The sequence below is a fragment of the Viridibacillus sp. d25.2 genome, assembly GCF_055456015.2.
In genome coordinates this window covers 1,805,708-1,826,360 of sequence record NZ_CM196652.1, presented here as the reverse complement: position 1 = coordinate 1,826,360, position 20,653 = coordinate 1,805,708, and the positions used below count along the sequence as shown (strand labels likewise).

Sequence of the window (20,653 nt, the reverse complement as noted above, 5' to 3'; positions counted from 1 at the left end):
ATCAAATTCCATATCTTGAAACTTAATAAATTCTTTATAATTACAAAAACGCAACTATTTCCATTTTAAAGTGAAACATTCCATAATACAGTAAAAATCAGAAATTACTATAGGAAAATTATTTTATGAATAGGCTCTGTTATAAAGATGAAGCAAAATTAGAGGAAGATGTTACAAAAACATGGGGTTTATTATTTGGAGTATTCTTAAAAACTATAGGAAAAGCGACTATCCCAGGTGCAGTGGTTTCACCCGGACAAATTTACTTTTCATGTTCTCAAGCGATGAAAAAGAAATTCACTAGATCTATTAATTGTGATTAAATAACTACAAGGGATGTGAATCCTAATGCGATAACTAAAATATTATTCGCTACTTTCTTTTGTTGGTTATATTGTTTTTTTAATAAGTAATTATCTAATATATTCTGAATGGCAATGGGCAGATACTTTAATGCTAACTTTGATTATGACAGTGGTTTTAGCATACTATAATTGGTCAAGGGATTTTCCTAAAAATAGAAAAAATTAAATCGGCATAGAAAAGCATCCCTGAAAATTGATGCTTTTATGAATTTAATGCTTTCGAATAAATTCCTTTCAAGTGCACTGTCGAGAAATCACACCACCCATTCTTATTTCAAATAAAAAAATAACCAGATAGCTGTTGATAGCAATCTGGTCAATCTATGTATTATTTCTCTGCAGTTCTATTATAATCTTCTACGCTCGTAGTTTTAAATCTTTTTCTATTCATAACTGAATCTTAAGTTAAAAGTTTATTCTTAGATTTTTTCGTTTCGCAACTTGCTCCAATTTGTTTGTACAACTTACACAATGGAAGTTTTTTGCTTTCCTCTCTTTAAAAAGCTTGTAATGCTTAGTACCTTCCAGCAATTTATACTGGTCTTTACACAAGCCACAAATTACTTCATAGTAAATCGCCATAGTTTATTTCTCCTTTCATAATTATCTGCGTACGCATTACCACGCCTCGTTCTATATTAATTTCTACAAAAATGAACTATTACCTTTATTTGTATTTTAAAATAATTAGAAATAAGTCGTTTTGATGTATAAAAGCATCCTGAAGAGGTCAAAAATAAAAGGACCTCTGATAGCAGTCCTCCAAAAAGTGCGATATATTGTTTTAGTTTGTCTGTCATAATTAATCTTCCTCTCTTTTTTTAAATAAATGTTTTTCAATAAGATCAACAAGCCCTTCTAACTATTGCCCATACTGCTTGACTTGTAGCTACTTCTGCTGCAATTTCCGTTCATCCACCTACTTTCTCTAAAAAATACGCACCTGATAGAATTAAAAAAGGCATAAAAAAAGACGCCCTATTTGGACGACTTATACAAATGCCTTAATAAGAATGTAATAACAGCCATAGGAGCTGCAAAAATAAGACAGTAAGCTCCATAGGTAGTTAAAATATCAAATGCCCTTTCATCCTCCACCCCATATGCTACTGCTCCAGATAATATTGAATGAATGACACAAGTTAATAATAGTACCGTAATAACAATTGCTGTATGATAAGTTTCTCTTAATAACATAGTAACCCTCCTGAGTTTTATTTTAACATAAAATTAGGTATAAATAATTACTTTTAAATTAACTATATAATAAGCACTCAGAAAGGTGAACACCCAGTAAAAGTTAGACACCACTTTAACTTTTACGGTTTTTTTTATGGCGAAAGTAAGTGTTGAACAACGTTTTTAAAAAGTTCAACGATACTTAAATAGATATGAATCCATGCGTCAAATCGCGGAAGATACCGGCGTTACAAATCGAGTTGTCAGTCACTGGGTTCATCGTTCTTCATAAGCTTTTTTCTTTTTGCAAGTTGGACCAGTGCCATTTTCAATTGATTTCTTCGATTTTATAGGTCTGTTGCATCCTGTACATAGATTCATAGTTTGTCCTCGTGCTTGTTTTTGAAATGCGACTTACGTGATAACAAAATTGCATATTCTATTTCCAAATATCATATAATTTAGATAGGAGTGTGATTTTATATTGCTAGTTAAAATTAAAAAACAAGATATTGATTTGATAACATGTCCTGATCTTAGTCAAAAATGCTTTGAACCACTTATTGATTTTTATAAAAGTGGAATATCCAATGAAACTAATTTCACTCAATTCAAAGAACAATTTTACGAGCAACTTTCTGAAGGTCAAAAAGCTTTGTTTATTTTCCACACTTATTACAGTCATGCAAGTAAATCACTTCTTGAGTTTTATTGGTGGAGTGCCTATTATTATGCTCAACCTAAAAGCTGGTTAGCTCTTAAAGCCAGTACTAGCTATTTTAAGGATGAACCTCTGCTTTTACTCTTTGAAAAGATTGAACTAGCACTTAAACAAAGTAATCATCCGAATTCATTAGAAGACTTTACTGTCACGCGTGAGGACCTAGACAAAAACATAGAGCTCAAAGCTTCTATCTCAACTCTTCATGTCTTATTCGAAACTACAACTCCACTAACAATTAGACAAATAAATAATAACATTGAAAAAAACTTACATGAATTTGTTGAAATAATTGATTAGAATCATACAGCATCTTTAAAAAGGTGCTGTTTTTTTTAATACTAATACATAGTTTCTTTCAACTCCGTATCAGTATTGCAAATATATATGCCATACTGTACTAGGTACAACAATCACTTCATTGTTATCATTAATGAAATACTTTGGAGAATGATTCTTTATGTGACCTAGCAATTTAGCTAATTCAATTTCTATATGAGTAGAATTGAATCTTTTGTATTGAATTATCCTTATAGAACTAAAAGAAGAGAAAAAATTATTAGGAGGGGATGCGAATGGGAACGGTTATTTTATGTTTTATATTATTTATTCCAATATATGCAATATTAATATGGCAAATTTATAACCCTAAAGATGCAATTTTATGGGGAAAACGATGGATGTACAAAGAAGAGCCCGATGTTACTGAAACTGCTATTACCTACACTAAAATTGCTTCTGTTATATGTATTGTATTTTTAACAATCCTTTTTGTTATCCTTTTCATAAGCCAATTATAAAACTCGAATACGCTTATAATTTGAAAAAAAATCAACAATCAAGTTAAACAAATCCTATGAATAAAATGTCAAAATGAATATCTAATTTTTGTTCATTTAATTTTCATGACCAATACCAAACATATTTAAAACAAATATGTAATCTGCTTATTTCATTGTACGAAGACATCTTGATTAGAATTTTAATTTATAGTCACTTGCACACTCTCAAGTTTGTACTATATTTTTTGTAAAAAAACTAGTTGTCATCCCTACAACAAGTATCGTAATAATAGAAAGGAAAAATGTATCATAAGATAGTAATAGACCGCCCAAAATGATTACAACCGAATCTATTAAGATTATAAGTATACCAACATTAACACCCGTTTTATCACTTAAAAACTGAGCAATAAGATCTGTACCACCTGTACTTGTCTTAAACCGTAACATTATACCAATTCCAAGACCTATAAGAACTCCCCCTAATATCGAACTGTAAATTGGATTAATGTGAACAAGGGCATCAAAAGGTTCTAAGATATCAATAAAAAAGGAGGTAACAAGTAAACCATGTAAACTATTGTAGAAATAATCTCTATAGTAAATCCAAGCAATAATAAATACAGGGATACTTAAAAGTATTATGATGAATCCAGCCTGTAGTCCCCATATATAGTTAGATATTAAACCTAGACCTATAATACTTCCATCTAATACCTCGTATGGTGCTAAAAAGAGATTTACCCCTAAAGATACTAGTATACTACCAACGACTATAACAATACTTTTCTTTATAAAATACATATAGAATTCCCCCAAAAACTAAACATGTAAGTACTTTATGCGAAAATCTAGATAAAAATGTAAAACTGAAGATGTAGATAATTTCTAGAATGGTGGTTAAGACAAGAATTAGGGTAGATTACACCACTAAAATTGTTATAACCCCAATATTACCTACTCTATAGCAGTACATTTTGCAACATAGTTTTAAGGTCTCTTATTTGCAAAACAAAAAATCCATTTTGGAATAAACTAAACCAAAATGGATTTTTTCTGTTTTTATATTCAGTTTCTTAAATAAAATTGACCATTCTGCTCTCCAACATACGAGCAGAATCAATAACTACTAATAAGTTGGATTCATTAAGCAATAACTTCATTCTGTAATTTTAGTGATACTTGCAAAATTTGATGATTATCGCTTTTTGCGATTTTCCATTGTTGATTTTCACGATGAATAGGTACTTGCTTACCGTCTGCTAGTAGCATTTCTGTTTGTATCCATCCACCAATTGTATCAACATTATTCGTATTATCAAATGTGATATTAAATCGCTCTTCTTTGTCTGAAAGGACCCGCCCATTAATTAGATATTATTTCTACCATTCTCAAAAATATCTGGAATTTCATCGGTATCAATTTCATTATTGTATGAATCTAAACATATAAAAAAGAACCCTTTATAATTTGAATACAAAGGGTTCTAATCTTATATTAAGACTTTCTCAACTTTCTATATTCGAGAAGAAATTATTACATCCTCTTACAACAAACCAGCTTTCTCCAAAAACTCACGTGCTACTTCAGATGCTTTATTACCTTTTACATTTACTTTATAGTTCATTTCACGCATTTCATCATCAGTTATTTGATCAGCTAGTTTATTTAAGGCTTTTTCAATTTCAGGATACTTTTTAAGTGTTTCTTTTCTTAATAAAGGTGCACCTTGGTATGGAGGGAACAGTTTTTTGTCATCTTCTAAAACGACTAATTTGTGTTGCCTGATTTCACTATCAGTAGAATAGGCATCTAATAAATCAATATCTCCAGATTTTATAGCCTGATATCTAAGTTTTGGTTCCATCGTTGTAATATTAGATAAAGTAGTATCATAAAGCTGACGCATGCCTCGATAACCATCTTCCCGATCATTAAACTCCATTGTAAACCCTGCTTTTATTTTTCCTTGAGCAGCCTTTAAATCCGATATACTTTTCAATTCATATGTTTTTGCAGCCTCTTTTGATACTGCTAATGCATACGTATTGTTGTATTTCATGGGATTAAGCATTATCATGTCAAACTTCTTCAACATACCTTCTTGAGCTTGACGATAAACATCATCTTGGTTATTATTAATGGCTTTTTCTTTTAAAAACTCAGAAATTGCCGTACCAGTAAACTCAGGATAAATGTCGACACTACCTGATTTCAGTGCATTAAATACAAATGAAGTCTTACCTAAACCAGGCTTTATTTGAACACTCAAATCAGTCTCTTTTTCAATAAGTAATTTATACATATTGATAAGAATTTCAGGCTCTGCGCCAAGTTTACCGGCAATTACGATTTCTTCTTTTTTATTTATATTTATTAGGGGAAGAAGAATCATAATTAACGCTGCAACACTAATAGTACTTAATGCTGTTACTGTTTTTTTAAAGGAAAGTGATTCAAGTTTTTTTAGTAAAAAGTCAAAAGCAAGCGCTAATAGTGCAGCTGGTGCGGCTCCTAAAATAATTAATGATGTATTATTCCTGTCTATCCCTAGCAAAATAATATCTCCAAGTCCCCCAGCACCGATTAACGCAGCCAATGTAGCTGTACCTACTATTAAAACCATGGCAGTCCTTATTCCGACCATCATAACCGGCATAGCGAGAGGTAGCTCTACTTTCACTAACCTCTTTCGAGTATTCATCCCCATTGCCATTGCAGCTTCCTTTAAAGATGCATCTACTTCATTTATGCCAGTGTATGTATTTCGTAAGATTGGTAAAAGTGCATAAACAACTAATGCTATGATGGCTGGTATCTTTCCTATACCAAATAACGGAATTAACAAACCTAGTAATGCCAAAGAAGGAATCGTTTGAAGAACAGCACTAATACCAATAATACTTTCTGCTATTCTTTTTCTATTCGTCAAATAAATCCCTAAAGGTATTGCTATAACAACTGCGAAAAAGAGAGCAATAAACGAAATTTGGATATGTTCAAGTAAAGAGGCCACCAGCTGTCCTTTACGTTCGTTAAAAACATCTATTATATTTGTCATATGCTTAACCTCTTCCTAAAGAATCTTTTGCCAAATACTTAATAATCGATTCTCTCGTTATAATACCTAATATTTCATCACCTTGAACTACAGATAAAGCTTCATGATCTGCCAAACTATTTATGATTACTTGCAATGAATCTTTTACAGACACTTTGTGTAAAACTTGCAAATAGGCATTTTCTTTTGAAATGGGCTGGATGATATTTTTAATATTAAATGTATCGGACATATCCTGATTTAAACCAATAAATTCTCGAACAAAATCATTGGCTGGGTTTTGCATAATCTCTTGAGGTGTACCAAGTTGTACAATCTCCCCTTCCTTCATAACACATATTCTGTCTCCTAGTTTTAGAGCCTCTTGCATATCGTGTGAAACAAAGACAATTGTTTTTTTTATTGTTCGCTGTAGGTCTAGAAGGTCATCTTGTAACTTAGTACGACTAATGGGATCTAAAGCACTAAATGGCTCATCCATCAAAATAATTTCAGGATCTGCTGCTAAAGCACGAACAACACCAACTCTTTGTTGTTCTCCACCTGAAAGTTCAGCGGGTTTTCGTTGACTATACTTATCTGCTTCAAGTCCGACCATATTTAGCAACTCACGAATTCGCTTCTGAATCTGTTCCTTGCCCCACTTTTTTAGTTCTGGCACAATGGCAATATTCTCTTCAATCGTCATATGTGGAAAAAGTGCTATTTGTTGAAGGACATACCCAATATTCCAACGTAACTCATTGATGTCATAATCGCTTATTCTTTTTCCTTCAATTCGAATAGTTCCTTCAGTCAAATGAATTAATCGATTAATCATTTTCAGTAAAGTCGTTTTCCCACAACCACTTGGACCTATAATGACAAAGAATTCACCTTTTTTTATTTCCAAATTGAGAAAGTTTACTGCAGATTCATTGTTATCATACTTTTTAGATACATTCTCAAATACGATCATTTCATTACCCCTTATCTTTTCGTATTAATTTTAAATTCAACTTACTATTTTAAGTATGATTTCCGTCGTCCTATTAATAACTCAGTATTATTTAGCTTACTTAAATCACACATGTTATATTCTCACATTGATTGTACAAAATGCACAACAATTAAAGTTCTTTAAGCAAACTATTACATTTAAATTTTCCCCATTATTGTTATCCATCTCTAATAATTTTAAAACGCGTTATATGCATAAATGAATACCTCATTTGCATCTTCTTTAAACCTTTAATAAACTTCTATTTAATCATTTCTATATCAAATATTGATAACATCTTATGTTGTTTGATATTTTACTTGCATTTTTTATTTATTAGCGTATAATCTATATTTAGGTGCCAAACCTATGTAATGTTTGTTTTCGAACTTTCATTACAAACTAAGATTCCATAACGACTCGGATTGTCGGGAATCTTTTTCTTTTTTCTAGCAGGCAGATGAGCGCCTGCTTTTTTTATGCCCTTTTTTAAACAATCCCCTCTTTTTATTCTCCTATCTTATTAATACATAGCATTAAATTCCTTTAATATACGAAAATCAACTCTAATTTTGTAGTGCGGACTGTAGACAAACTCGAAAAAAGAAGAGTTTTCTACAGTCTTTTTTTATACAGGATAGATCAGGTTTTCCGAAGCTCACCGCTTGCTTTCCGCGGGCGAGCGCCGAGCCGCTTCGTCGCTACGCTCCTGCAGGGTCTCGTCTGTCTCGCTAATCCCGCAGGAGTCGAGCAGACGCTTCTCCAAACCAATAAAATGCTACCTCCTACTTTTCTATTGACTCGTTCATTTTAATAATTGAAAGTAATAATAATCTTGAGTTATGACAGAAAATGATGGACGAGTAATCAAAATCATGAACTCGACCAATTAGAGATAATTACAATTGAACAACTATTCTACGATTGCCTGCCTTATTCACGTACAAAAACACGCCTTTTCTATTCAACACCATAATTTCCATTAAATAACTTATACTGTTCACAAGCCAGCTGTATGAAATCTTCTAAATAAGAAAAAATATATTTATCCTTATGCCATGCAAGTTCAGTAAAAACAGGCTCCATTGTAATTGTATTTTCTAGTTCTATTAGTAGTCCATTTTCTAACTCTTTTTTAACTGCCATTTTAGGCAACAATGTCATACCTACTCCAGCAATTACGCACTGTTTTATTGCTTCAATACTAGAAAATTCTATCATTTGTTCAGGATAAAAACCTTCTAATTGACACTGATACTCAAATTGATTTCTATATGAGCAGCCTTCTTCAGTTAATAATATCGTTTCTTGAGCAACGTTCTGTATTGTTAAAGTTTTAATTTGTGTTAAATGATGCGTTGGTGCCACTACAAACACTAAATCTTCTTCGATTAATTCCTTTTTACAAAGCATTGTTGTTTCTTTATGTGTATCCGTAATAAAAGCCAAATCCAGATTTCCCGATTGCAATAAATCCTTGGCAACTTCAATAGTATGAACAGGCTTAAAGACTATTTTCACCTTCGGATAACGATTTTTATATACTTGCAATATTTTAGGTAAACGATAAGTACATTGACTTTCCTGCGCTCCAATTGTTAAAGTCACATTCGATTCATCTTGATTAGATAATGCTTTTCTCATGGTTTCATCAAGATCTATCATCTTTTGTGCATATTGTTTTAATTGCTTACCGGCATCTGTTAAATAGATTCGTTTACCTAAACGCTCAAATAAAGGAACCCCTAATTCACCTTCTAAAGACTTAATATGGGCTGTAATAGAAGATTGTGCGTAATCCAAAATTTCCGCTGTTTGCGTAAAATTTAATGTTTTAGCAGCAGTTAAAAATGTATGTAAGTGCTTAATATCCATACTTCACACTCCTAAATCGGTTTTACCGATTAATTTAATCGAATTATTCATCTTTATTAATAATGAATTTAAGTTTAAGCTTTTTAAAGAAGAAAGTATAGAGAGGATTGACATATATGAAGATTACAACAATTATTGGTAGTTCTAGAGAAGATAGTAACAGTGAGATACTGGCCGATTTGGTGACGAATGATTTAACTCATACTAAAATTGATTTAAAAAACTTATCCATTCAACCTATTAATGATTTACGTCATACGGATGGAGGCTTTCAATTTGTAGACGATGATTATGACACAATCATAAATGCTTTCTTAGAAAGTGACCTGATCATCTTTTCAACTCCAATTTATTGGTATACGATGTCAGGAATTATGAAAAACATGATTGATCGATTAAGTCACGCTATACGAGATGAACGTTTCCCACAATTTAAAGAAAAAATAAAATCTGTAGAGGCAATCGTAGTAGCAGTCGGTGGTGATGAACCGAAAATAAAAGGTCTACCCCTTATTCAGCAATTTAAATACACTTTTGATTTCTTAAATATGCAGTTCTCTTCTTATATTATAGGTGAAGGAAATAAACCAGGTGACATTTTGCAAGATCAGCAAGCAGTTGCTCAAGCTAACCTATTAAATAAACAGTTAAAAGAGTTATAAAAACCATCAGGAAGACCGTACATTTTTGAACGATCTTTTTTAACCTAATGACTCATTGTATATGTTTATTTTCATCCCTTCACTGCATTAGAATACCGTATTCCATTGCTTCATTATGCTGTTTCAAGTAATTCAGTACCGTTTACAAAACCACAGATTTAACTAATAAATTATTTCCTGGAAAATAAAAACGTTTATTAGGATAGCCTAATAAACGTTTTTGCATGTCATTTTATTTAGAGAATACTTCTTCAATTTGGTCTAGCATTAGGTTAGCAGCTAATACGCCACCTGCTGTATTCCAAATAACATCGTCCACTTTATGAGCGTTACCATCTTTAACCGCAGATAGTTTTTTCCATAGCGGATCTTCTGTCCATTCAGTTTCAGTTGCTAATGCAGAGTCATCACCTGTTGGCATATATGTGAAGTAGAATAGTACGTCTCCGTCCATTTCAGGAATTGCTTCTTTACCTACTTCAATTGCTAAATTACCTAATTTATTGTCTGCTGTAAATAATTTTTCTTGTTCCTTTACTCGTTTAAAGCCTAATTCATTGAAGATTACACCTGAGAATGAATCAGTGTAGTAAATACGTGCTTTACCAGTCATGAAACGTACAAATGATACTTCTTGATTTGTTTTGTCGCCTAAAGTTGTTTTTAGCGTAGCAACTTTTTCTTCATATTTATTTAAAATATCTTTACCTTCAGCTTCTTTGTTCACAGCTTTTGCGTATAACGCAAAGTTATCTTTCCAATCACCACGTAATGTTTCAGAAAAAACTGTTGGAGCAATTTTTGTTAATTTATCATAGACTTTTTCTTGTCTTAATTTATTACCGATGATTAAATCTGGTTTAAGTGCAGCAATTTTCTCGATATTCACTTCATGTTCAACACCGACAACTTCTGCATCTCCCATATCGTCTTTAATATGATCATACCAAGGATTTCCTACCCATGATTGTACTGCGCCTACTGGTTTAATACCTAGAGCAAGTAATGCTTCAGTTCCTTCATTCGTTAATACAACAATACGTTTTGGTGTGCCTTTAATTTTAGTAGTACCCATTGCATGCTCAACAGAATATGTTGTTTCTTTTTCTTTTGATGTATCTTTTTGTTTGTCATCTTCTTTTGTATTACCACAAGCAGCTAGTGCAAAAACAGCGATAACTGCAAATAATGCGACTATTTTGCGTAAAGTATTTTTCATCTCTTTAAATCCTCCAATGTATGTGATAGAATATGAAAGCAATAATAATGATAATCATTTTCATTTGATGCAAGATTAATATTATTCCACGATAAAACATAAGTCAATATATATATTTATATTACCTAGAAAACGTAATTTCATTCTAATTTAGAAAAGAGTTTTGAATACCACATGTTATTTCATAATAATCTCTCAAAAATTCTTGCACTAATAAGCAGTATCATTCTATTGCTCGTATGTATGGTCATTAGTATCGTTTACGGTTATGCAGATACATCCTTTCAGACGGCTTATCAAGCATTTACACAGTTTAATGACTCGAATGAACATTTAATCATTCAAAACGTACGACTTCCTCGTGCATTAATCGCAGCAAGCGTCGGAGCGTCATTAGCGATTGCTGGCGTTTTAATGCAAACGTTAACAAAAAACCCCCTCGCTTCTCCGGGTATCCTAGGGATCAATGCTGGAGCTGGATTCGCGGTAGTGTTTGCGATGGTCTTCTTCCAATCTACTAGCTTACAATCATTTGCATGGATTGCATTTGTAGGTGCAACAGTTGCAACGGCGGCAGTTTATGGGATTAGTTCTACGGGTCGAGATGCTATGTCTCCTATTAAAATTACGTTAGCTGGGGCAGCAATGAGCGCCCTCTTCTCTTCTTTCACTCAAGGATTATTAGCTACTAATGAGGCTGAATTAGATCAAGTGCTATTTTGGCTAGCAGGTTCCGTAGAAGGTCGTAAATTAGAATTATTAATTGCTGTTCTTCCTTATCTTATTATAGGTTGGATTGGTGCATTGCTAATTGCACCAAAGATGAATGTTCTAGCACTAGGTGATGATGTCGCAAAAGGGTTAGGTTTACCAGTTGGATTGATTCAATTAGCGGTTGGATTTATCGTTATTATGCTTGCAGGTGGATCTGTAGCTGTTGCCGGTCCAATCGGTTTTATCGGCATAGTTATTCCTCATTTAGCTAGCAAATGCGTTGGAAATGACCATAGGTGGTTAATTCCTATGGCAGCATTACTAGGTGGTATTCTACTATTATTAGCAGACGTTAGTGCTCGTTATATTATTATGCCTCAGGAAGTTCCTGTTGGTGTCATGACAGCGTTTATCGGAACACCATTCTTTATTTATATTGCTAGAAAGGGGTTCAGAAAAGCGTGAATCAATACCGAACTATACGACTATTACAACAAAAAATTTCGTTTTTACTTGATATAAAAGCAACTAGGAAAATCTCATTATTATTCTGCTTAGTATTGGCAATGTTTATACTAAGTGCATCAGTAGGCGATTCTTTTATTAATCCGTTAAACGTTTTCCAAATTCTATTTGGTGGTGGTAATGATTTTGATCGCCTTGTAGTAATTGATTTTAGATTACCTCGTGTACTAATTGCAGCTTTTGCTGGTATGGCTTTAGCCGTTGCTGGTGCTATTTTACAAGGGATGATTAAAAACCCCCTTGCTTCCCCTGATATTATTGGGATTTCTGCTGGTGGCGGTGCTGCAGTTGTCGCATTCTTAGCCATCTTTAGTGATCAAAATCACTCATTAACGGTTAGTATTCAGTGGCTCCCTATTGCAGGTTTTATAGGAGCTACGGTAATTGGCTTTGTCGTATACCTTTTAGCTTGGAAAGATGGTATTACACCTATTCGCCTTGTCCTTATTGGTATTGGGGTTTCAGCATTTATGCAAGCAATGACAACGATGCTCATGTTACTAGGTCCAATCTATAGAGCGAGTGAAGCGAATATTTGGATAACAGGTAGCGTTAGTGGAGCAAGTTGGGAGCAAGTAAAAATGGTCGTACCTTGGACTATTCTTTTACTTGTGATTTCCTTCTTCATCACAAGACATTTAAATGTACAAGAACTAGGTGATGATACGGCTTCAAATTTAGGACAACCTGTTCAGAAAATGCGTTTTCTTTTATTATTGCTTAGTACGTGTCTAGTTGCTGGCGCTATTGCATTTGCTGGTGCTATTGGCTTTGTCGGTTTAATGGCACCACATATCGCACGTCGCTTAGTTGGTTCATCTTTTGGCGTGTTAATCCCAACTGCTGCAAGTATAGGCGCATTACTAGTTATGGCAGCGGATGTCATTGGTAGAACGGCATTTAGTCCACTAGAAGTACCTGCTGGTGTTTTTACAGCAGCAATTGGTGCCCCTTATTTTATCTATTTATTATTTAGAAATCCGAAGAACTAAAGGAGTCGAAAACCTTTGACAGAAACGATTGAAACGAAATCACTTACTTTAGGTTATGGAGATTCCGTTATTATAAAAGATTTAAACATTACAATTCCAAAGGGTGAAATCACCGTGTTAATCGGTGGAAATGGTTGTGGTAAATCCACTCTTTTACGCTCTATTGCAAGATTATTAAAACCAACGCATGGCACTGTATTATTAGAAGCAGAAGATGTCTTTAAACTATCAACTAAGCAAGTGGCAAAAAAGCTATCTATTTTACCACAATCCCCTGCCGCACCAGAGGGATTAACTGTACTACAACTTGTGAAGCAAGGACGTTATCCCTACCAAAGCTGGCGTAAGCAATGGACAAAAGAAGATGAAGAAATCGTCATGAATGCACTAAAGGCTACAGGTGTTGCAGAATTGAAAGATAAACCTGTTGACGAACTTTCAGGTGGGCAACGACAACGTGCATGGATTGCTATGACATTGGCGCAAGATACGGATATTATATTATTAGATGAACCGACTACCTATTTAGATTTAACGCATCAAATCGAAATTCTCGATTTACTATATGAGTTGAATATTCAAGAAAACCGGACAATCATCATGGTCTTACACGACATTAATTTAGCTTGCCGTTATGCTCATCATATTATTACCGTAGCTAACCAAACCGTTTATAAAAAAGGCAAGCCTGAGGACATCATAAATGAAACCCTTATCAAAGATGTCTTTGATCTCGATTGTGAAATTACAGCTGACCCTATTTTCGGTACTCCGATGTGTATCCCTTTTGGTAAAGGAAGAAAAGTAAATCACATATAAAATTACAAAAGGACGATAGCATGTTTTAATTGCTATCGTCCCTTTTTATTTGTCTTATTTCTACTACTTTCTATACTCCATTAACCAGCAATCCCTTAGCTCGCCTTCATGAAGCTCTTGCTTTGGTAAATACTTCACCTTTTGAAATCCGCATTTCTCATAGCAATGGATGGCTCTTTCATTCCACGCTTGGGGATCCATAACAAGAATATCTGCTTGTTTCTCATTGACTAAATATTCCTTCATCGCTAATATAAGCTTGGTACCAATTCCTTTATTCCAATAGTTAGATTCACCAATAAATTGATCCAATCCATAAATAATATCAGTGTCGTCATTGTAATCAAAAGCAATTCTATCATCATCCTCTAAAGGATAAAACTGAATATAACCAATACTTACACCATCATATTCTATAATACATCTTGTTTCATCTTCATTAACATCGTAAAATTTTTCATTCACTTTTTCTAAATCAAATGGGTTATCTTTCCCTTCATAGTACGTTAAAATATTTGCGTCTGAAAGCCATTTCGCAAGAAAGATATCATCTTTTCTTTCTAGTTTTCGAACTATCAATTGATTTGCTTTTAATAACATATTATTTTCTCCATTCTATGTAAATAAACTTTACACCCATTTTCTTAAAAAATAATAGAATCGATTCATCTTCATTCCACATTTTTCATATATATTCGTTATTTTAGTATGAATTCAGCCAAACTAAGCATAAAAATACCATTTAAACAACCAATTCCTCTTCATTTAGGTTACAATTATATATATATTTCGTAACACTTGTAACAGTTTTATAACAAATCCTTTGATTTGTACCTATGCTTTCAATTTTCATGATTTAATTGAAAGAGTTAATGTGATTTGACATAGGAAATGAGCACTACTTTCATATTTCTACTCACAATTGATATAATAAAAGCTTTAATTTGGTTTTAAGCGTAAAAAGGAGATTATCATGTCTATATTTACTCAAAATGAAAATAAGGATCCCAGCACTCAAATTGCCCAATATATTTTAGCGCAAAATGAAGCTGTTCCTAACAACTCTGTCTATATTGATTTTGCCAAACAACTGAAACGTGATAAAAAAGTTGGCCAAGCAAAAAAATTATTAGAAGAAGGAGCAAAAATATATCCACTGAACCTGTCTATTCATACTGAATTGATGAAAATTTATGTTCGTCAAAAGAGTTGGAAAGATGTGGCGAAGCATTTACCGAGAATTTTAGTTAATATCCCACGAAAAACAGAATCTACACTTACTTATAAGTTATACAAATACTTGATTAGTAACAGACACTATTCTGAAGCCAGTGAAATACTTGAGCTGCTTGTGAAGGTAAACCCTACGGATGAAACACTTCAATATGAATACGTCCAGTTGGCATTTGATTCAAAGAATTGGGCTATTGCCATTCAAAGAGTTGAAGAACTCGTGCAATTTTTAGGTGAAAAGGTACCTGCTTCGGTGCTCGTTGACTTAAGTATTGCCTATCAAATAGTAGGAGAACATGAAAAAGCTAAATCATTATTCGCAGAATGTTTGACTAAGTATGCAGCTGAGTTGCCTGAACTATTTGTGGATGGATATCGTAAAGTCACTTTATTTGATAATGGTGAAAGTAGAATTGAATTCTATAAATTCATTGAACCAACAAACACTTTATTTGCAACCTTTGATTCCATTGATAAAACTTGGGAAAGAACACCATTTGCTTTCAACTTATTGAAGAAAAAGAGAGTCGATTTAGTATCTTTAAGACGAAGAACAACGAAAAACTATCACCAAGACATCTCTCGAGAAGAATATTACGAGACTGTTGCAAAATTGGCTGATGGATATGATAAAAAATTCGCATATGGTACTAGTTTAGGCGGATATAGCGCATTGTATTTTGGTTCAACTATTGATTGCAACATTTTGGCACTTAGTCCAAGAAACTCTGCCCATCCAAACCATGGGACTAAGATGCGAGTTGAAACTATCTTCCAACATGAGTTACAACATCCATATAATCCAACGATTACTCCGACGATTATTTACGACCCTAAAGATTCTGTTGATAGTAAATATATGAAAAAAATAATTAGTAAATCTTATCCAAATGCGAAATTTATTTACTTCCCTTATGCGGGACACCGTATTTCCATTTACTTATCTCAAATTGGTGTATTAAAAGATATTGTAGCTAAATTTATGGATGAAGAAGAGATTCCAACTTATGAACGTGCACTCCGTTCAAAATCAACTGAATATCATCGTATTTTAGCACTACATTGTGCAAAAACTAACAAAAAGAACTGGGCGCTTCAATTGGCTGAAGAATCCATCCGATTATCACCGACTTATGATCGACCACGCGTATTAAAGGTTGAGCTATTACGTGATTTATATCGTATGGATGAGGCATTTGAAGCTGCTTATGAAGGCCTAGAACTATTCCCTAAATACACAAGATTACATTTATTGCTAATCAGTCTATTTGAACAGCAAAATCTGTATAAAGAAGCATTTAACGCAGTTGAAGAAGCACTCAAAGTGAGCAAATCGCCAAAGCTAAAAGAAAAAAGGGAAGAATTATTAGCAAAAGTTGAAATGCTTGCTACTGAATAATCCTTATACAAAAAACATCGTAGTGCACTTCACTTCGGTGTTTTTTTGTATTAATCTTAGCTGAATTTATCTTATAATTTACTTAATCAGAATCAACTATCTGTTATACAATAAATACTTAGCATCTTAATTTTTTACTATAGTAGCGCCGTGTACTTTTCACGATAAATAAGCAAGGATGATTCTAACTGTTCAACGAATAAAATATCATTAAACCTTAACTATTGTGACATGAAATTAGAGAGAAAAAGACTACTATAGATTTCCATATATATTGACGAGCATAGATGTATTAAGTTCCACCAGTTCTTTCTTAATCGATGGTCCAAAGTTCTATTAGAAATCCTATTGATTCTCCTCTCTCTAATTATCAATATCAAACACTACCCATCACTATCAGTCTGTACTATACTGATAGAATATGTTAGGAGAGTGTAATATGAAGTATGGATTTATCGGCCTTGGTAGTATGGCTTCTGCCATTATTAAAGGCATGTACAATAGTAACCAATTTTCGTCTACAAGTATTCACGGTTATAATCGGTCAGTTGCTAAAACGAATCATCTTGCAGACAATTATGACCTAATCCAAAGTTATTCAGTAAAAGAAATCATGTCAAGAGCGGATGTTATTGTGTTAGCAGTGCATCCTCAATCATTACCTGAGATATTACCTGATGTACAAAAATATATTCAAAAAAATCATCTTATTATTTCAGTTGCAGCAGGAAAATCGATTGACTTTTTACAACAAAACATACAGGAAAACGCACCGATTATCCGCGTAATGCCAAACATTAATGCCATCGTAGGAGCTTCCACAACTTGCTACTCTATTTCATCCACTGTTAATGAACAGCACAAAGAAATCGTAGCATCTCTATTTGGAACAATTGGTTCTATTATAGAACTACCAGAGAACCTGTTTACTATCTTTTCAGCTATTGGTGGTGCATCCCCTGCCTTTACGTATTTATATATCGATTCATTAGCAAGAGCTGCAGTTCGTGAGGGCATGGATAAGAAGATGGCTTTAGAAATTGCCGCAAGTTCTGTACTAGGCAGTGCTAAGATGATTTTAGAATCTAATGAACACCCATGGGAGCTCGTCGATCAAGTTTGTTCACCTGGAGGTACTACAATTCAGGGTGTCACTTCCTTGCAAAACGACCATTTCGCTAGCACCATTTACGATGCGGTAACTGCCGTTATTAAAAAGGACGAAACTTTATCATAGAATCTTCGCAGACAGAATTTTTTTGCTACTTTGCATTCAATTCTGTCTGCTTTTTGTTACTTTAAAACAAATACCTACCTTTCTTATAGGAATAGTGTATAATAGTATTAATCTAACTTTGAAATTGAAAGGATGGTTTGATGAAAAATTTAATGTTTAACTTAACAAATACATCTAGACAATATATCGCTGACGCAAATAAATCACCCAAATATTATACTCTTCAACCCTCGGAGGTTCGAGCTGCAAGAGCTCTTAGCCCGAATCCTTTGATAGACTTACCATCTTTAAATCAAATTACGAATCGTAAAATACCTGTTCGAGACGGTAGTGAAATTAATGTACGGATATACACTCCAAACGGGCAAGGTCCTTTCCCTATGATTGTTTATTATCATGGAGGAGGATGGGTATTCGGTAATTTAGAAACGGCGAATGCAGGATGTCACTTGCTAGCCGCTGAAGCAAATGCCATCGTTATTTCCGTCGACTACCGATTAGCTCCCGAGTATAAATTCCCTACTCCTTTACATGACGCTTTTGATGCACTTCTATGGGTCTATGAGTTTGCCACAGAGTTAAAAGGAGATTCTTCGAATATTATTGTTGCTGGTGATAGTGCGGGCGGTAACCTAGCAACTGTTGTAACGCATATGGCCAAAGAACAAAATGGTCCACTCATCACTGCACAAGCACTAATCTATCCTGTGACGAATATGGATATGACTACCGCATCTTATGAAAACTATGCTAATGACCTTGGGTTAGATCGTGACGCTATGAAATGGTTTGGTGGGCACTATGTTAAGAATGAAGAGGATTATCAACATAGTGCAGTTTCCCCTCTCCGACAAAAGGATTTATATAATTTACCTAAGGCGCTTGTTATTGCAGCTGAATATGATGTTCTTTTTGACGAAGGATTGGACTATGCAAACCGATTAAAAGAAGCCGGAGTTCCAACAAAACATACGGTTATGTCCGGATTAATTCATAGCTACTTTAGTAAAATGGAGTTTTTTGAAGAAGAGACGAAAAAAACCGTTCAGCTAATCGCTGATTTTATAAAAAAATAGAAAAAACGCTTGGACAATCTATTTTCCAAGCGTTTTTTCTTAATTACTATTAAACTTAATTTTTTTGAAAACGTCCTTTATATACATAAGTTAGCGTTATAAAAATGTAGATTGCTAATGTAATACAAGTAACGATAATAGAAGTTGTGAAAATGATACCGATTAGGATTGCACTTAAAGCAATGATAGCAAACCAAGTTGTATACGGGAACCACTTAACAGCATAAGCACTCGTTTGCTCAGGCTGTTTTTTACGCGATTTCACATGAGCAACCGCGATGATTAACCAAATACATAATACTGTATACCCTAGGGAACCCATTAGAAAATCAAATGTCTTACTCCCTGCAAATAATGAAATTAACACGCCAATATATAAAACAGATGTACATAATAATATTGCATATACAGGAACTTTCTTTGTCGATAATTTTGAAAAGACTTTAGGAATACGTCCGTCCATAGCTTGAGTATACAGAACGCGTGATGAGCCATATAGTCCGGAATTCATCGATGAAATAATAGCAAGCAACACAACCGCATTCATAATATGGTCTGCGCCTGGAATACCAATCATTTTAAATACCATTACAAATGGACTTTCTGGTACCCCGTTAACTTCATTCCAAGGAATTAAGCTTACAATAATTAAGAATGGTATTAGATAGAAAGAAATAATTCGCACTAATGTACTACGAACTGCTTTTGGTACTACTTTTTCAGGATTTTTCGTTTCAGCTAAAGTGACACCAATAATTTCTGTTCCTCCGTATGAGTAAATTACTACAAGCATCGCTGTAATTAACCCTGTTGGGCCATTCGGGAAGAAACCACCATGACTCGTTAAATTAGAGAATCCAACCGCTGTATGTTCACCAAAAGTGACAAGTAATAATATGAACCCTGCTATGATAAACACCACAATAACGGTAATTTTAATTAACGCAAGCCAGTACTCTGTTTCAGCAAAAACTTTAACTGATAGTAAGTTTATGACTGTAACTAAGACTGACACGGATAATGCAAGTATCCAAATTGGATAATCTGGTAGCCAATATTGAATGAAAATCGCAGCAACGATAGATTCTGCTGTAATGTTTAATACCCACATCTTCCAATAAATCCAGTCTAGAAAATATGCTGGGTACTTTCCTAAAATCGATTGAACTAAATCTCTAAATGTTCTTGCATTACTATTGCGGACTGCCATTTCGGCTAATCCTTGCATGACGAATAATAGAATGACACCACCAATTAAGTACGCTAGTAGCACGGATGGACCTGCCATATCAATTGCTGCACTACTCCCTTTAAATAATCCTGCTCCAATTGCCCCACCTAATGCCATCATCGTAATATGTCGCGAGGTCATCGTTCTCTGTAACTTTTGTTTGTCACTTCCCATATACTTACCCCCAATAATTTAAAAAAGCATGTCGTCTCTTCCTTCATCATCAAATGAAAGAAGAGACGACATGCCTTAAGCAAACCGCGGTACCACTCTTATTGGTTCTTATTTACGAACCCTACTTTAAAAACCTGGTAACGAAGGTTAATCGTTAAAATAAAAAGAATAGTCTGTCTATTGTTTTCACTCTACCACTCCTAGGCAAGTTCAAAGTATTATTGGACTGCGTTGCACCAACCCGCAGCTCTCTATACCAAATAATGAGCTTTTACTACTCCTAATCATTGCGTTTCGAAAAATTATTTCTGAAAATTTTAAATCAATATCCCATACTATACGGTCTTGTTTCAGGTTTGTCAACATTTTATTTTAGAGTAATTATTAAGTTATATTGGTATATACATTT

The 20,653-nt window shown here is 33.7% G+C and carries 20 protein-coding genes and 1 other annotated feature; of the genes, 10 read left to right on the top strand and 10 right to left on the bottom strand.

From position 1 onward, the window contains the following. Positions 1 to 125 precede the first annotated feature (125 nt). A complete protein-coding gene (locus ACZLO7_RS09225; protein WP_464941142.1) occupies positions 126 to 323 on the top strand; it encodes a hypothetical protein in 198 nt (65 codons plus the stop codon). Between the two features lie 1,020 nt (positions 324 to 1,343). Here ACZLO7_RS09225 and ACZLO7_RS09220 read toward each other — a convergent pair. Beyond that, a complete protein-coding gene (locus tag ACZLO7_RS09220; RefSeq protein WP_464941143.1) occupies positions 1,344 to 1,562 on the bottom strand; it encodes a hypothetical protein in 219 nt (72 codons plus the stop codon). Between the two features lie 258 nt (positions 1,563 to 1,820). Then, entirely contained in the window at positions 1,821 to 1,925 is a 105-nt protein-coding gene (locus tag ACZLO7_RS09215; RefSeq protein WP_464941144.1) for a DUF6011 domain-containing protein, read from the bottom strand. Between the two features lie 103 nt (positions 1,926 to 2,028). On the opposite strand from ACZLO7_RS09215, the gene ACZLO7_RS09210 reads away from it, so the two are divergent. Further along, complete coding sequence (locus tag ACZLO7_RS09210; RefSeq protein WP_464941145.1) at positions 2,029 to 2,565, top strand: hypothetical protein; 537 nt, start codon at positions 2,029 to 2,031, stop codon at positions 2,563 to 2,565. A gap of 275 nt (positions 2,566 to 2,840) precedes the next feature. Beyond that, complete coding sequence (locus ACZLO7_RS09205) at positions 2,841 to 3,065, top strand: DUF6199 family natural product biosynthesis protein (RefSeq protein ID WP_464941146.1); 225 nt, start codon at positions 2,841 to 2,843, stop codon at positions 3,063 to 3,065. Positions 3,066 to 3,272: 207 nt separating this feature from the next. Here the strand turns inward: ACZLO7_RS09205 and ACZLO7_RS09200 are convergent, their stop codons facing one another. The 5 genes from ACZLO7_RS09200 to ACZLO7_RS09180 form a co-directional block, all read right to left on the bottom strand. Further along, positions 3,273 to 3,851, bottom strand: coding sequence for a YitT family protein (locus tag ACZLO7_RS09200; RefSeq protein WP_464941147.1), 579 nt, complete (start codon positions 3,849 to 3,851; stop codon positions 3,273 to 3,275). A 342-nt stretch (positions 3,852 to 4,193) separates the two neighbouring features. Further along, positions 4,194 to 4,418 carry a transporter associated domain-containing protein gene (locus ACZLO7_RS09195; RefSeq protein WP_464941166.1) on the bottom strand — a complete coding sequence of 75 codons (225 nt, stop codon included), beginning with the start codon at positions 4,416 to 4,418 and terminating at the stop codon, positions 4,194 to 4,196. Between the two features lie 176 nt (positions 4,419 to 4,594). Beyond that, on the bottom strand, positions 4,595 to 6,109 hold the full coding sequence (locus ACZLO7_RS09190) for an ABC transporter permease/substrate-binding protein (protein ID WP_464941148.1): 1,515 nt from the start codon (positions 6,107 to 6,109) through the stop codon (positions 4,595 to 4,597). A 4-nt stretch (positions 6,110 to 6,113) separates the two neighbouring features. Further along, a complete protein-coding gene (locus ACZLO7_RS09185) occupies positions 6,114 to 7,067 on the bottom strand; it encodes an ABC transporter ATP-binding protein (protein ID WP_464941150.1) in 954 nt (317 codons plus the stop codon). 981 nt (positions 7,068 to 8,048) lie between these two features. Beyond that, complete coding sequence (locus tag ACZLO7_RS09180; RefSeq protein ID WP_464941151.1) at positions 8,049 to 8,963, bottom strand: LysR family transcriptional regulator; 915 nt, start codon at positions 8,961 to 8,963, stop codon at positions 8,049 to 8,051. Between the two features lie 116 nt (positions 8,964 to 9,079). Between ACZLO7_RS09180 and ACZLO7_RS09175 the strand changes: the two genes are divergently transcribed. Beyond that, positions 9,080 to 9,625, top strand: a complete 546-nt coding sequence (locus tag ACZLO7_RS09175; protein ID WP_464941152.1) for a flavodoxin family protein — start codon at positions 9,080 to 9,082, stop codon at positions 9,623 to 9,625. A 232-nt stretch (positions 9,626 to 9,857) separates the two neighbouring features. Here ACZLO7_RS09175 and ACZLO7_RS09170 read toward each other — a convergent pair whose 3' ends face one another. Continuing rightward, complete coding sequence (locus tag ACZLO7_RS09170) at positions 9,858 to 10,844, bottom strand: ABC transporter substrate-binding protein (RefSeq protein WP_464941153.1); 987 nt, start codon at positions 10,842 to 10,844, stop codon at positions 9,858 to 9,860. A 174-nt stretch (positions 10,845 to 11,018) separates the two neighbouring features. On the opposite strand from ACZLO7_RS09170, the gene ACZLO7_RS09165 reads away from it, so the two are divergent. The 3 genes from ACZLO7_RS09165 to ACZLO7_RS09155 are packed head-to-tail and all read left to right on the top strand — an operon-like array spanning position 11,019 to position 13,894. Beyond that, positions 11,019 to 12,023 carry a FecCD family ABC transporter permease gene (locus tag ACZLO7_RS09165; RefSeq protein ID WP_464941154.1) on the top strand — a complete coding sequence of 335 codons (1,005 nt, stop codon included), beginning with the start codon at positions 11,019 to 11,021 and terminating at the stop codon, positions 12,021 to 12,023. Beyond that, on the top strand, positions 12,020 to 13,075 hold the full coding sequence (locus tag ACZLO7_RS09160; protein WP_464941155.1) for a FecCD family ABC transporter permease: 1,056 nt from the start codon (positions 12,020 to 12,022) through the stop codon (positions 13,073 to 13,075). Before ACZLO7_RS09165 ends, ACZLO7_RS09160 begins: the two co-directional genes overlap by 4 nt. Positions 13,076 to 13,090: 15 nt before the next feature. Then, positions 13,091 to 13,894 carry an ABC transporter ATP-binding protein gene (locus ACZLO7_RS09155; RefSeq protein ID WP_464941156.1) on the top strand — a complete coding sequence of 268 codons (804 nt, stop codon included), beginning with the start codon at positions 13,091 to 13,093 and terminating at the stop codon, positions 13,892 to 13,894. A 63-nt stretch (positions 13,895 to 13,957) separates the two neighbouring features. Here ACZLO7_RS09155 and ACZLO7_RS09150 read toward each other — a convergent pair whose 3' ends face one another. Further along, complete coding sequence (locus tag ACZLO7_RS09150; RefSeq protein ID WP_464941157.1) at positions 13,958 to 14,494, bottom strand: GNAT family N-acetyltransferase; 537 nt, start codon at positions 14,492 to 14,494, stop codon at positions 13,958 to 13,960. 373 nt (positions 14,495 to 14,867) lie between these two features. On the opposite strand from ACZLO7_RS09150, the gene ACZLO7_RS09145 reads away from it, so the two are divergent. The 3 genes from ACZLO7_RS09145 (at position 14,868) to ACZLO7_RS09135 (ending at position 18,839) form a co-directional block, all read left to right on the top strand. Then, positions 14,868 to 16,526 (top strand): tetratricopeptide repeat protein, encoded by a 1,659-nt coding sequence (locus ACZLO7_RS09145; protein WP_464941158.1) that lies wholly within the window; start codon positions 14,868 to 14,870, stop codon positions 16,524 to 16,526. 439 nt (positions 16,527 to 16,965) lie between these two features. Next, positions 16,966 to 17,763, top strand: a complete 798-nt coding sequence (proC, locus tag ACZLO7_RS09140; protein ID WP_464941159.1) for a pyrroline-5-carboxylate reductase — start codon at positions 16,966 to 16,968, stop codon at positions 17,761 to 17,763. 140 nt (positions 17,764 to 17,903) lie between these two features. Beyond that, a complete protein-coding gene (locus ACZLO7_RS09135; RefSeq protein WP_464941160.1) occupies positions 17,904 to 18,839 on the top strand; it encodes an alpha/beta hydrolase in 936 nt (311 codons plus the stop codon). A gap of 55 nt (positions 18,840 to 18,894) precedes the next feature. On the opposite strand, the gene ACZLO7_RS09130 is transcribed toward ACZLO7_RS09135, so the two are convergent. After that, positions 18,895 to 20,244 carry an amino acid permease gene (locus ACZLO7_RS09130; RefSeq protein ID WP_464941161.1) on the bottom strand — a complete coding sequence of 450 codons (1,350 nt, stop codon included), beginning with the start codon at positions 20,242 to 20,244 and terminating at the stop codon, positions 18,895 to 18,897. Between the two features lie 58 nt (positions 20,245 to 20,302). Beyond that, positions 20,303 to 20,541, bottom strand: a binding site (T-box leader). Positions 20,542 to 20,653: the final 112 nt, after the last annotated feature.

Excerpts from the sequence above, each read along its gene's own strand:
- ACZLO7_RS09170 (WP_464941153.1), bottom strand. The coding sequence starts at position 10,844 with ATGAAAAATACTTTACGCAAAATAGTCGCATTATTTGCAGTTATCGCT.
- ACZLO7_RS09205 (WP_464941146.1), top strand. The coding sequence starts at position 2,841 with ATGGGAACGGTTATTTTATGTTTTATATTATTTATTCCAATATATGCA.
- ACZLO7_RS09190 (WP_464941148.1), bottom strand. The coding sequence starts at position 6,109 with ATGACAAATATAATAGATGTTTTTAACGAACGTAAAGGACAGCTGGTG.
- ACZLO7_RS09130 (WP_464941161.1), bottom strand. The coding sequence starts at position 20,244 with ATGGGAAGTGACAAACAAAAGTTACAGAGAACGATGACCTCGCGACAT.
- ACZLO7_RS09180 (WP_464941151.1), bottom strand. The coding sequence starts at position 8,963 with ATGGATATTAAGCACTTACATACATTTTTAACTGCTGCTAAAACATTA.
- ACZLO7_RS09220 (WP_464941143.1), bottom strand. The coding sequence starts at position 1,562 with ATGTTATTAAGAGAAACTTATCATACAGCAATTGTTATTACGGTACTA.
- ACZLO7_RS09175 (WP_464941152.1), top strand. The coding sequence starts at position 9,080 with ATGAAGATTACAACAATTATTGGTAGTTCTAGAGAAGATAGTAACAGT.
- ACZLO7_RS09150 (WP_464941157.1), bottom strand. The coding sequence starts at position 14,494 with ATGTTATTAAAAGCAAATCAATTGATAGTTCGAAAACTAGAAAGAAAA.
- ACZLO7_RS09200 (WP_464941147.1), bottom strand. The coding sequence starts at position 3,851 with ATGTATTTTATAAAGAAAAGTATTGTTATAGTCGTTGGTAGTATACTA.
- ACZLO7_RS09215 (WP_464941144.1), bottom strand. The coding sequence starts at position 1,925 with ATGAATCTATGTACAGGATGCAACAGACCTATAAAATCGAAGAAATCA.
- ACZLO7_RS09165 (WP_464941154.1), top strand. The coding sequence starts at position 11,019 with ATGTTATTTCATAATAATCTCTCAAAAATTCTTGCACTAATAAGCAGT.
- ACZLO7_RS09225 (WP_464941142.1), top strand. The coding sequence starts at position 126 with ATGAATAGGCTCTGTTATAAAGATGAAGCAAAATTAGAGGAAGATGTT.
- ACZLO7_RS09185 (WP_464941150.1), bottom strand. The coding sequence starts at position 7,067 with ATGATCGTATTTGAGAATGTATCTAAAAAGTATGATAACAATGAATCT.
- ACZLO7_RS09135 (WP_464941160.1), top strand. The coding sequence starts at position 17,904 with ATGAAAAATTTAATGTTTAACTTAACAAATACATCTAGACAATATATC.
- ACZLO7_RS09145 (WP_464941158.1), top strand. The coding sequence starts at position 14,868 with ATGTCTATATTTACTCAAAATGAAAATAAGGATCCCAGCACTCAAATT.
- proC (WP_464941159.1), top strand. The coding sequence starts at position 16,966 with ATGAAGTATGGATTTATCGGCCTTGGTAGTATGGCTTCTGCCATTATT.